This is a genomic window from Pseudomonas furukawaii (assembly GCF_002355475.1).
In the GTDB taxonomy this organism is placed as follows: domain Bacteria; phylum Pseudomonadota; class Gammaproteobacteria; order Pseudomonadales; family Pseudomonadaceae; genus Metapseudomonas; species Metapseudomonas furukawaii.
On sequence record NZ_AP014862.1, the window covers coordinates 4,844,976 to 4,856,051 of the forward strand.

Annotated in this window: 17 protein-coding genes; 9 read left to right on the forward strand and 8 right to left on the reverse strand. The window is 65.2% G+C overall.

Features of this window, described 5'->3' with window-relative positions:
* Positions 1 to 2 precede the first annotated feature (2 nt).
* The 8 genes from KF707C_RS22375 to KF707C_RS22410 all read right to left on the reverse strand — a co-directional run bounded on the left by KF707C_RS22375 (position 3) and on the right by KF707C_RS22410 (position 6,886).
* Positions 3 to 584 (reverse strand): hypothetical protein, encoded by a 582-nt coding sequence (locus tag KF707C_RS22375; RefSeq protein ID WP_036992220.1) that lies wholly within the window; start codon positions 582 to 584, stop codon positions 3 to 5.
* Positions 585 to 736: 152 nt separating this feature from the next.
* Positions 737 to 1,474: a hypothetical protein gene (locus tag KF707C_RS22380; RefSeq protein WP_036992219.1), complete on the reverse strand. Its 738-nt coding sequence runs from the start codon at positions 1,472 to 1,474 to the stop codon at positions 737 to 739.
* Between the two features lie 24 nt (positions 1,475 to 1,498).
* Positions 1,499 to 1,849: a phage holin family protein gene (locus KF707C_RS22385; protein ID WP_004421238.1), complete on the reverse strand. Its 351-nt coding sequence runs from the start codon at positions 1,847 to 1,849 to the stop codon at positions 1,499 to 1,501.
* Positions 1,850 to 2,140: 291 nt separating this feature from the next.
* Complete coding sequence (locus tag KF707C_RS22390) at positions 2,141 to 2,677, reverse strand: hypothetical protein (RefSeq protein WP_004421236.1); 537 nt, start codon at positions 2,675 to 2,677, stop codon at positions 2,141 to 2,143.
* A gap of 334 nt (positions 2,678 to 3,011) precedes the next feature.
* Positions 3,012 to 5,777: a bifunctional DNA primase/polymerase gene (locus KF707C_RS22395; RefSeq protein ID WP_004421234.1), complete on the reverse strand. Its 2,766-nt coding sequence runs from the start codon at positions 5,775 to 5,777 to the stop codon at positions 3,012 to 3,014.
* Between the two features lie 42 nt (positions 5,778 to 5,819).
* Positions 5,820 to 6,026: a TraR/DksA C4-type zinc finger protein gene (locus KF707C_RS22400; protein WP_004421232.1), complete on the reverse strand. Its 207-nt coding sequence runs from the start codon at positions 6,024 to 6,026 to the stop codon at positions 5,820 to 5,822.
* Entirely contained in the window at positions 6,019 to 6,507 is a 489-nt protein-coding gene (locus tag KF707C_RS22405; protein ID WP_004421230.1) for a phage regulatory CII family protein, read from the reverse strand. The genes KF707C_RS22400 and KF707C_RS22405 overlap by 8 nt, the downstream gene beginning before the upstream one ends.
* Before the next feature lie 169 nt (positions 6,508 to 6,676).
* Positions 6,677 to 6,886 carry a Cro/CI family transcriptional regulator gene (locus KF707C_RS22410; RefSeq protein WP_036992216.1) on the reverse strand — a complete coding sequence of 70 codons (210 nt, stop codon included), beginning with the start codon at positions 6,884 to 6,886 and terminating at the stop codon, positions 6,677 to 6,679.
* Between the two features lie 118 nt (positions 6,887 to 7,004).
* Between KF707C_RS22410 and KF707C_RS22415 the strand changes: the two genes are divergently transcribed.
* From KF707C_RS22415 to KF707C_RS22455, 9 genes are all read left to right on the forward strand, one after another.
* Complete coding sequence (locus tag KF707C_RS22415; protein ID WP_231992287.1) at positions 7,005 to 7,700, forward strand: LexA family protein; 696 nt, start codon at positions 7,005 to 7,007, stop codon at positions 7,698 to 7,700.
* A 141-nt stretch (positions 7,701 to 7,841) separates the two neighbouring features.
* Positions 7,842 to 8,024, forward strand: coding sequence for a hypothetical protein (locus KF707C_RS22420; protein ID WP_004421228.1), 183 nt, complete (start codon positions 7,842 to 7,844; stop codon positions 8,022 to 8,024).
* Positions 8,021 to 8,299 carry a hypothetical protein gene (locus KF707C_RS22425; RefSeq protein WP_004421226.1) on the forward strand — a complete coding sequence of 93 codons (279 nt, stop codon included), beginning with the start codon at positions 8,021 to 8,023 and terminating at the stop codon, positions 8,297 to 8,299. The genes KF707C_RS22420 and KF707C_RS22425 overlap by 4 nt, the downstream gene beginning before the upstream one ends.
* Complete coding sequence (locus KF707C_RS22430) at positions 8,296 to 8,868, forward strand: deoxynucleotide monophosphate kinase family protein (protein WP_004421224.1); 573 nt, start codon at positions 8,296 to 8,298, stop codon at positions 8,866 to 8,868. Before KF707C_RS22425 ends, KF707C_RS22430 begins: the two co-directional genes overlap by 4 nt.
* Positions 8,869 to 8,878: 10 nt before the next feature.
* Positions 8,879 to 9,163 (forward strand): phage antirepressor KilAC domain-containing protein, encoded by a 285-nt coding sequence (locus KF707C_RS22435; RefSeq protein ID WP_004421222.1) that lies wholly within the window; start codon positions 8,879 to 8,881, stop codon positions 9,161 to 9,163.
* On the forward strand, positions 9,160 to 9,540 hold the full coding sequence (locus KF707C_RS22440; protein ID WP_004421221.1) for a hypothetical protein: 381 nt from the start codon (positions 9,160 to 9,162) through the stop codon (positions 9,538 to 9,540). Before KF707C_RS22435 ends, KF707C_RS22440 begins: the two co-directional genes overlap by 4 nt.
* On the forward strand, positions 9,537 to 9,776 hold the full coding sequence (locus KF707C_RS22445; RefSeq protein ID WP_004421220.1) for a pyocin activator PrtN family protein: 240 nt from the start codon (positions 9,537 to 9,539) through the stop codon (positions 9,774 to 9,776). Before KF707C_RS22440 ends, KF707C_RS22445 begins: the two co-directional genes overlap by 4 nt.
* A gap of 53 nt (positions 9,777 to 9,829) precedes the next feature.
* Positions 9,830 to 10,174 (forward strand): hypothetical protein, encoded by a 345-nt coding sequence (locus KF707C_RS22450; protein WP_004421217.1) that lies wholly within the window; start codon positions 9,830 to 9,832, stop codon positions 10,172 to 10,174.
* A gap of 41 nt (positions 10,175 to 10,215) precedes the next feature.
* The gene (locus tag KF707C_RS22455; RefSeq protein ID WP_004421215.1) at positions 10,216 to 11,040 is read left to right on the forward strand and encodes a DUF2303 family protein; all 825 of its coding nucleotides are present in this window, start codon (positions 10,216 to 10,218) and stop codon (positions 11,038 to 11,040) included.
* The last annotated feature ends 36 nt before the right edge of the window (positions 11,041 to 11,076 follow it).

Sequence of the window (11,076 nt, forward strand, 5' to 3'; positions counted from 1 at the left end):
GCTCAGTTCGGCTCCCTCTTGTCGTCCTGCAGCTCGGCATCGAGCGTGACCAGCTTCTCCGCATCCTCCAGGACACGACGAAACAGGCCGGTGAGCTTGCGCTCCATCTCCCAGGCATCGTCGATGCTCACCAGCTCCCCCGCGACCTGGGCCGGCAGGCCCAGCAGCAGGTCACGCAGGGTGCGCGCGATGGTGAACGCGGCATCTTCAACGGCGGTGCGCAACACCAGTTCGCCGCGTCCCTTGAGGAACTCGTCTTCGGCCAACAGCGCCAGGTAGTGCTCACGCCGAGCGCGAGCCTTCTGGAAGTCCGGCAGTTGGCCGCCGGCCGCAGGTGGCGATGTCGCCGGAGCGGCGGCGGTCACCAGGGCGTGGACGCCCTTCTCTGCCCGCTCCTGCTGGTGCCGCGCGGCCACCCCGGCCTTGCTCGGGTCTGCCGTGCTGGCCAGCAAGGCGTCGGTGGCAGTCACGTCCACCAGCCCCTGCTCGTTGAGCACCAGGCGCTCCTGCTTGGCCAGCTTGGAAACGTAGGGCCGGGACCAGCCTCGGCTGTCCGCATACTCCGACTTGGTCATGAACGTCATGGCGCAAACCCCTGTTAACCGGGACATGGCCGCCGGTTAACCCGGTTAACCCCTGTTAACTAACTTCCGGATCCAGCAGCTAGCCGAGAAACGCGGCTCGAATTACCCTCTTTGACCCGCTCTACCTGGGGCCCCCGGCCGATAGGGAGGGCCTATCGACGCCCGTAGCGCAGCTCCTTCGCGAGGGCTTCGGCGAAGCGCTTCGGCAACTGCTGAGCCACGAACTCATCAGCCACGTCGAAGAACTTCAGGGCCTTCTGGTATGAGGGCTTGCCGACGAAGGCGAGGATCATCTGCACCTTGTCACGCCCTCGCCCTGTCCGCTCGGCTATGCCGATGAACTCGAACCCCCGCCGCATCAAGAAGTAGCGCCGGCCGTAGCCTTTGCGCTGACTGCGCGCGCTGTCCGAGGCGTTCGCGTTGTAGCCCTGTTCGGTGAACCCTCGAACCCCCGACACCGCCTTGGTCACCTGGCCTCGACTGATGTTGCCGAAGCGATCGAGCTTGGCGCCCGCCCCAGGCACAACGTACTTCCCGGCGGGCAGAATGCCGCGCTCCCGCAGCTGCCGCTCGATGCGCGTGTTGCGCCGATCACCGCCGAAGATCTCCGGGGCCAACCAGCGCGTCGCGGGCTCCGCCTTCACCGACTCATCCTTCATCCACACCCGCGCCTCGAGGCGCTGCCGGGATGCGGGGAACACCTTGAGGCTGTTCAGGGTGTAACGGGTCGGTCGATCGAAGACAGACTCCATCTCCTGTTGCAGGCGCGCCCGGAGATCGTATGCCGTCTGGTTCAACGCCAGCACCGTGGCCACCGGAATATGCCGCTCCTCCAGGTCAACCAGCATCGCAAGCTGTTCAGTCAGACCAGACGACGAAACCTTGAACATGGATCAGCCCCCTAGGTTCTGGTCTCAGGCCCCGCCTTCCGGATCAGGCCGAGCAGCATCAGAGAGACCCGCCTTCCGCGCAAGCCAGCGCTCATAAAGCGCCGACGCCACATCGGCGCCCATGGTCGCGACGATGCAGCCGATGGCCACCGCCGCGACGATGTGGGCCTCGAAGCCGATCAGCACCAGGCCGAAGGTGCCCAGGCCGAAGGAGGCCGACGCCCCGGCGCGCAGAACGATGCGCTTCAGCAAATCCCAACCGGTGAGCCCCGCCTTGTCCGCGCGCCACATCTCACCGCTCAGGCCCGCCAGCACCAGGGCCAGCATCACCGACCACAGCGGCATGTCTGCCGCCACCTGGCTCTGATCGCTCATAGCGTCACCTTGAAGTAGAAAGCCCGCTGCCTGCGGGCGGAGCGCCTCGAGCCACCACAGCCGTCGGCGGAAAAGAAAACCCCGCCTGGCGGCGGGGTTCGGGTGCCCGAGTGAGGCTCGGGGCTGGCACACAGCACAGTGCGCGCGATCCGTTCAGGCGTTACTGTCGAATCGTGGGGACTTTGTACCCCCCGAGTTGCAAACCGAAAACCCCCAGTTTTCGGTTGTGGCTGACGGGCGCCGACCGGAGCCGCACGGGGGCGCTACGGCGCCGAGTGACCCGACGAACGGTCAAGCCTTCTCCCCCTTGAACAGCTCCACACCACGCGCCCGGTGCGCCGCCTTGGCCTGCCGCAGAGACGCCGCCCGCACCTTGCCCCCTGCCCGCCCGGCCTCACGGCGGCGCGCCTTCAGCCGTTCCGCGCGGGCGGTCAGCTCCGCCTCGAGGCGCACATGCAGGCGCTCCAGCAGACGGAAGTAGGCGCTACGACCACCCGCGCCTCGCCCCAGCTCCAGCACGTCGATCTGTTCCGCCAGGCTCAGTTCGTCCAGCCCGGCACCGGGCCGGTAGCGCACACGGGCCAGGGTCATCAGCGCGGCCCCGTCGGCGGCAGCGCCCACGGCCACCAGCGCCGCCTCGATCTCTTCGGCCACGTGGTCGGGCCCGGCACCCGCCACCAACTCCCGCGTACCGTACACGCCGCCCCGGGGCGCACAGCCGCCGTATTCCAGGATGGTACCCAGCGTGCTGCCCAGGCCACCGGCCGAGCCGTTCTTGCGGTGCTGCTCGCCCCAGTGCTTCAACAGGTCCTCGATGGCCTCGATCATGCGCGCTCTCCCTGGTCAAAAACCCAACCCAACACAAAAACCCCCAACCCAACACACACCCAACACAGAACAAACCCAATAAAAACAAGGCTTTGAATCATGCTGTGTAGGGTGTGTTGGGTTTGTTGGGTGTTTCGGTCCTCGCGTGGAGAAAAAAACGCATCACCCACCAAGCCCGAGAAAATGAATTCGTACACGCGTGCGCGCGCCCGTAAACCCAACACACCCAACACACACCCGCCACACCCCGCGCCGTTCGTGGCCTGCGGCTGTGTTGGGTTGAGCGAAACGACCCGACACACAGGCAACACACCCAACACACATTCGGTCGTAGTCATGCCGCCACCGCCTTCACGTGGTCCCAGGCGTCCACGCTCCAGCCCGCCAGCTTGGCGCGCTCCCGCCATTCGGCGACGTGCTTGCCCAGCTCGGCCGATGACGGGGAAGGTGGCAGGAAGGACTGGTCGTCCTTGGGGAAGAAGAACGCCGCAAACCGGCGCGTGTTGCGGTCCGTCCAGGGGATCGCCCGGGTCTTGTCGATACCGGCCGAGCTGATGAACAGACTGAACTTCGTCTGGCTCATCGCGTGTTCCTTGTTCCGGTGGCACCACTCGAGGAACAGCGCATAGAGGTCCGTGGTCAGGCACGCCCCCCAGATCCCGGCGCCCAGCTCGCCCGTGCGCCACAGGTGGATGAAGGTCTGCCAGGTCGCCCGACTCAGGGCCACCAGCCGCTCGCGAGCCGGCGTCGACGGCGGCTTGGTGCGCTCGTCGAAGTCGCCCAGGTCCTGTTCCAGCAACCAGGCATAGAGCGCCTCCACCCCGCCGTTGGCCAGCTCATGCTTGATCGCCTTCTGCCGATCCTCGGGCAGCTTCTCTTCCGGCCACATCACCAGGAAGCGCCGGTCATCCTGGCCGATGGGCCACGGCATGATCTCGTTGGAGAGGAACACCGCATTCATGTGCGAGGCCTCTTCCCAACCGTTCACGAACTTCGATTCGATGCGCACGGTCTGGCCGGTGATCAACTGTTTGATCTTGCCCACCTGGTTGTAGCGCTGGTCCCGCGACACCACTTCCTCGAACACCGCCCACAGCTTGCCGCTCTGCCAGGCGTTGAAGTTCCCTTCCAACTGGGTCTGCCCCACCGTGGCCGCGTACCGGCCATAGAGGATCCCCATCACCACCGAGAACAGCAGGCTCTTGCCCGAGCCCTCCATGGTCGAGTGCATCAGCACCGCCGTGTCCATCTTCGCGCCCGTGTGCTGCAGTGGGAACGCCAGCCAGCGGGTCAGCCACTGCGCCACGTCCTCGGTGTGGTTGCACAGGAAGTGGATCAGCCAGCGCAGGTTCTCGCAGGCCGCGTCGTCGCGCTTCGGCGTCAGCGGCAGCCCCTCGAAGGTGTTGATGTACACCGCCGGGTCATGGCTCAGGGTCGGGTCGAACACGATGTGATCCATGTCCACCACGCGTCGATCCGGGCTGTTCAACCAGAGGCTGTAGGCATCGCCCAGGGCCATCTTCACAGCGCCCTCGGCAACCCGGCGCTTCTTCGCGTAGTCCCACACGTCCTTCGTGCCGTCGATATACACGTAGCGCACCAGCGGCGGCATGGTGATATCCCCCACCGCCTTGCCGGCCATCGTCCGGGCCTGCTCGATCTCACGCACCCACTCTTCACTGACGCGCTTCTTGCGCTTGGTGTCGGTGACCGAGTCCCACTCCTTGAACAACTCCTTGCCGACGTGAGCGACGAAGGCCGACTTCTTCATCTTCTTCGCAGTGTCCAGGTCCCACACATGGGTGGTGCCCTCCACCAGCGCGTAGCGGCGCAGCAAGCGCGCCAGAGTCAGGCCCTCCCCCGCCCCCCCGTTGTCGGAGCGGCCGGGCTCTGCGCCGGAGTCATCGGCGGATGGGGCCGGGGGAAGGTCCTCCTGTTCAGCGGCATCCTCCAGCGAATGGTCGGCAGCCGGCGGAACGGGTGGGCGTGCCTCGCCCTCCGGCGGCGGACTCGGCGCCCGGGGCGAACGCTTCACCTCCAGGCCAAGCTGCTTCGCCGCCGCCTTCACCGCCGCGCCCTGGTCGCCGTTGTGCTCGAGGATGCAGAACACATCGAACGGGTCGTTCATATGCCCGTTGGCCAGCGGGTCGGAACCGTGGTGCGAGTACACCTTGCCCTCTTCGCTCACCGTCACGCCGGGCAAGCCCGTGGTGCTTTGCGGGCAGAGCCACTTCCTGCCGCGCCGCACGTAGCCGTGGGCCTTCAGCAGGGACTCGGCGTCATACGCCTGGTTGTAGGCATCGATCACCGACGGCTTGTCACCGGCCGGCGCCAACGGGCGCTTCGGCTTGGCCTTCACCGGAGGCTTCGCCTTCGGCGCCCAGGGGCAGGCCTCCAGCGCCATGCGCTTGAACACCTCCCAGTTGCGCCAGATGTTCACCAGGTCGCGCGGCAGCTCTGGCAGGCCATCGGCCGAGGGCGCCGTGCGCCAGTGATAGGGCTGGCCCGTGTCCGGGTGAATAGAAGGCGGCAGCACGTCCTGCACCAGGCCGGCGCGCAGCTCGAACACGGTCACGGGCGCCAGGGTCTTGGCCTTGGCCCGCATCTCAGCCTCCAGCGCCGAGTCGCCCGTATCCTTTGCCCGCTTGGCGGCAGCCGTGGCCAGCTTGAACTTGCTGCCATCCGGGTCGTCCGGATTCGGCCAGCTCAACGCATGCCGGCCGAAGTCGGCACCCTCGGGCAGGCGGAACATCACCCGGAACCGCGCCGGGTTGCCCACCACCGTGGGGTAATCCACCGCCAGGGCATCCACGTCCAGATCCAGCAGGTCCCGCAGCACCAGCCGCGAATACTCCACATGGTCCACGTCCAGCGAACACAGCCGGCTGGGCCCGTGGACCACGCCCATGTTGTGCCGGGGGTGCTTCTGCCAGAACGCTTCGGCCTGGTCAGCGTCGACGAAGTAGCCGCCGGGCTGGTTCCAGCCGTTGCCCTTGGGGGCTTTCTCGCCCGGATCGATGGGGACCAGGGCGAGGTTGAAGGTTTCGATGTAGCGCCGCGCCCAGGCGGCAATTGGAGCGGCGTTCCCTGCCTGTGTCATGCAGTCGCCTCCATGGCGGGCCCAGCGGACAAGGTCAGAGGCTCACGCACGGCGCACCTCCAGCAATCCCTGGCAATCCACGCAGAAACGACAACCCGGCACCGCAAGGCGCCGGGCCTGGGGAATCTCGTCCCCGCATTCATCGCATTCCCTGGCGCTCTCGCCCTGGTACCGCACCCGATTGTCGATGGACCGTTGCAGGGCCTCGGCTTGAGCGGCCTCCGCCAGCTCGATGAAACGCTCATCCATGCTGGGTACCCTCCATCGCGGCGCGGGCGCCGGCCATGATGCCGAGCACGGCGCGGATCACCTGGTGGCCGTGGTACTCCAGCTGGGCCACCTCATGGGCTTGCCACAGATTGTCCGCAGCGCCCGAGTGCAGGCTGCCGACGAACTGGCCTTCCTTCACCAGCAGATCGCCCACCGCCTTCAGCGCGGCCGGCGTGGCATTCACCGGTTCCGGGCGGTACCACACCGCCCCGGCGGGCCGCGTCAGGGCGTCCAGCAGGCGCGGGTTACGGGTGGCGGCAATGATCTCTTCCAGCTCGTCGGGCGTCGGCCAGCGGCGCTCTTCATCGAGCTTGAGCTTCTTCTGCAGGGTGTCGAGATCCATGACCAGGTCATGGGCCAGGGCGGTGATCCCGCCGTGATAGTCGCGCCCGGCACGGTACAGCGCCTGGCGGATGGAAAGGACCGGACCGGCGTCCGGCAAAAGGTCAACGCGGCTCATAACCGTAAAAGCTCCCTTTACGGTGTAGCCATCGAGCGGGCCTGGGCCTACTCTATGACCACGACCGATGCATGTGCTGTGTCGTCGTAAGCCGAAGCAAGGGGGTAAGAGACCTTGCCAGGCACCCTGCCGGCGCGGGAGGTAAGAGGCCCGCGCCGGCAATCTCTTTTTACGCAGCCGCCGGCTTCCGGCGGCTGCCAACAGGCCGAATCTCTACGGCCTGAAAAGAACCGTCCTGGCGCTTCCGAACCCGAATATCACGTTCAGATTTGAGCATTTGTGATACAGCGCCCTGCGTCACACCGAGCAGCGCCGCGATCTCGGGCTGCTTGCGCCCCTGAGCGAATTCCTTCAGGGGCATACCAATTTCTTCGTCCATAGGGGGAATCCTCAGGATGGTGACCCGTCGAAGATATTAGCCACGGGAATTTTTCGAATCAAGAATAAATTGCTTGAGCGAATTGCAAGTCAATTAGACGCGCTAATAAGATCAGGGAATGAGCGAAAATCTACCCAAGCACGTGAGCGAAGAAGCCAAGAATCTCAAGGCTATCTATCGCCAAAGAAAAAAAGATGGCCTGATCGGCAACCAAGCAGACGTCGCTGCACTCGCCGGATGGCAGTCCCAAGGAACCGTCAGCCAATACATGACCGGTCGCCTTGAACTCAATCTCGAGGCTTTGCTTAAGTTCGCCCAGGTTTTGGTCTTCGATCCCGCCGAGGTCAGCCCTCGTCTTGCAGGTTTGCTCAATGCAGCACCTCGAGTGGTTCACGAAGTCACCATGGCCGACGCAAAAGCGTCGCGCCTTCTGCCCGTAATAGGGCACGTTCAAGCCGGATCCTTCTGCGAAGCGATCGACAGCTTCCACCCAGGCGATGCCGAAGAATGGATTGAATCGTATGGCCCCGCAGGGCCCCGAGCCTTCATCCTCAGGGTAGAGGGATTCAGCATGGAGCCGGACTTCAAACCGGGAGAGAAAGTCGTCGTTGACCCCGACATGGAGTGCAAACCGGGCGACTTTGTTGTTGCCAAGAGAATCAGCGATCACGCTGTGACTCTTAAGCGTCTTCGCAAGGAGGGTGAGGCACACTATCTCTTCGCCAGCAATCCAGACTGGCCGGAAAGAGTGATCAAGCTTAGCGAGGAGTGGCACCTCTGCGGTCGCGTTCGCAGAAAGATAGTGGACTACTAGCGCCCCAGCACATACCAACGACCCGCCAAATGGCGGGTTTTTTGTGCCCAAGGAAAAAATATTCGCACGACTATTGATTTATAAAATTGGTCTCGCTAATTTTATTCGCGTACCCACCTCTTACCTCTGGAGTACGCGACGATGCAAACGACACAGCACAGTTCCACCCGTTGCCAGGTGCACCTGCACCCGGCAGCCACCAACCCCAGCCTGATCTTCGAGATCCGCCGCCAGGCGCGTGACGCGGGCCTGCCCTTTATCGGCACCCAGCAGCGCCGCAACCGCGCCCCCAGCCCCGGCCCATTCGGGGGTGATGCCGCATGAACGCCCTCAACATCGCCTGCTGGCGGGATCGCTTCCTCACCAGTGTTCGCAATGTCCGCGAGGCTTCCGACACGCTGTCGCAAACGCATGCCCTCTTCCATGCCATCGGCATGATCTCGGGGGCGCTGATGCTCGACGCCATCAGCGCGGCCGAGGGAAATCGCCTGCATGCCCTGATCGACAGCGCCAATGACTGTCGCCGCTTGGAAGACATCACGAAACCCGCCTACACCCGCCGCCTAGACCCTGCGCCCACTCAGGAGCAAACCGCATGAACCAGATCCTCATCGGCCTGCATGGCCGCGCCCGTTCCGGAAAAGACACCGTGGCCCGTTACCTGGCCCTGCACCTCGCCCTGATCAGCTACGCCTTCGCCGATCCGCTGAAGCAGGCTCTGGCCGGCATCTTCCACCTGACCCAGGCCCACCTCGAAGGCGACCTGAAGGAAGTGCCGCTGCCCGTCATCGGCAAGTCGCCCCGCGAGCTGATGCAGTTGCTCGGCACCGAGTGGGGGCGCGACCTGGTCCACCCGCAGCTCTGGCTGTTGCTGGCCGAGCAGAACCTGCACCTGCTGGCGGAGCATCACCAGGACATGCACGGCGCCGTGATCCGTGACGTGCGCTTCGAGAACGAGGCCGACTGGCTGCGCGGCAAGGGCGGGGTCATCGTCCACATCCTGCGGCCCGACGCCCAGCAGGTGGCCGCTCACACGTCCGAGCAGGGGCTCACGGTAGGCCCGAACGACCTGGTTATCCACAACGACGGCACCCTCGCCGAGCTCTACGACAAGCTCGATGCCCTGATCGCTCGACTGCACCACAACGCAGTCCAGCGGGCAGCCTGAGGCCACGGCCATGAACCGGACCATCCGTGAGGCCGCCCAGGTGCTGGGAGTGCGCGAGCGCGAACTGCGCGCCCACCTGCGCGACACCAAGGTGCTCAACCGTGACGGCAGCCTGGCCGCCAAGCACGTCGGCGGCGGCAACCTGTTCATGGACCCGCGCTCTCGCTGGGTCGAGGCCACCAAACGCTACCAGCACTACGCCGTGCTGATGGTCACCGAGGCGGGTATCGCCTGGTTGGCCCAGCGGCTCGGCGTCGGGATCACCGTCACCAAGGACAAGGACGCAGCGGCATGAGCCAGCACCGACCAACTGCCGTCGACCACGCCGTGGGCGTGCTCAAGCTCGTCGGCCTGCACATCGACCACCCCACCGTTATCGACCAGAAGCTGGTGCGGGACGCCAGCGCGGAGGCCATCGAGCGCCTGCAGCAGCAGATCGCCCCGGCCGCCCACCACCTGGCCCTGCTCTACGCCCGGCTGATCGAGCGCACCCCGCAGGGCTACCGGCCCTACGTGACGCTCACCCAGGACCCACAGCGCCCCTACGGCGCGGTGATCACCGACACCAACGACAACGTAGTCGCCCGCCAGCTGGGCAAGAGTGTCGACAGTCTCGTCGAGCTTCTCGCAGCCCAGCTCCCACGGAAGGGGCGCGGGGAGGTCCATGGATGAGCAGCACCCTGGAGCAACTGATGGCTCAGTGGAAGGCCAGCAGCCTGACCCTTGACCAGGTCAGGGAGCACTACTTCCCGCACATCAAGACCGAGAAACGCATGCGTGCCCTTATCCGTGAAGGGAAGGTGGACCTGGTGACCTACAAGCACACCGAATCCCGCCTGGCCTGCCACTGGGTGCGCCTGAAGGACCTGGCCGCCTTCCTCGACAAGCAGTCCGAGAAGGCGGCATAGCCGGCGCCCACCCGGGCGCCTCTCTTACGTTCCACAACCATGAGGCACAGCACATGAAAGCCACCGATACCGCCGATTTCATCAACTCGCTCAATGCCGGCGTGTTCTCCCAGCAGGTCGGCAAGGCCCTCTCCGACGTCGCCGCCGGCGTCGTGGAGTTCGGCAAGCAAGGCCAGGTGACCCTGACCTTCAAGCTCAAGCAGATCGCGCAGAGCCAGCAGGTTGCCGTCACCCACACCCTGGACTTCGTCCAGCCCACCAAGCGCGGCAAGAAGCGCGAGGACACCACACTGGACACGCCCCTCTACGTCACGGCGGAGGGACTCCAGCTGTTCCTGACCAACCCCACCGCGCAGCTCTTCAACGAGAAGGACGCGCCGGTCCACGCCCGCACCTGATCCCGGCAACACCCACCACTTACGAAAGAAGGAACTGAACCATGCTGCAAAAAGACACCCTGCAACTGATCCTCGCCAACGCCCTCGCCGCCGCCAGCCAGCAGATCAACATCGTCGGCGGCGCCCAGTTGGCCGTGCTGCCCGAGTCGGTGAAGCTGAGCAACCTGGAGCCCTACCAGGCCGGCCGCAATCGCTTCCGCGGCGCCCTTGCCACGCACTCCATCACGGACTTCTCCAAGTACGTGGCGGGCCACACCACCGACAACCAGACCCCGGCCGGTTTCGTGGACCAGGACCAGATGAGCGCCACCATCATCTTCAACCTGGGCACCGACGCCGCACCGGGCCACGGTGACGACTCCGCCACCCTGACGCTGAAGCAGACCGCCGCCTACACCGCGCTGCAGGCGATCCTCGGTCGCGGGCTGTCTCAGCAGGCCCTGGCGGAGTGGCTGGAAGACTGGATGCCGCACCTGGTGGCCAGCGCTGGCGAGGACTCCATCGGCATGCCAGCGGCGATCAATGCCGTGCGCCGGATGACCATCAAGGCTGCCAGCACCCGCGACAGCGTGGTGGGCGACTTCTCCGCCAGCCGCAGCGCCATGGACGAGATCGAGGCGCGCAGACTGGAAACCATGCCCAGCACCTTCGTATTCAGCACCGCACCTTACGAGGGCCTCAGCGTCGCCAGCATCACCCTGCGCCTGTCGGTCATCACCGGCCGTGACGAACCGCTGCTGAAGCTGCGCTGGGTAGGCGAGGAATCCCAGCGTGAGGAGTTCGCCAAGGAATTCAAGGACGTGCTCGAGCAGCAGGTAGGCGGCCTGGTACCGCTGACCATCGGCACCTTCAACCTCGGCAAGTAAGCCACCGTTCAAGCCCCGGCCGCCGGACTCTTACGC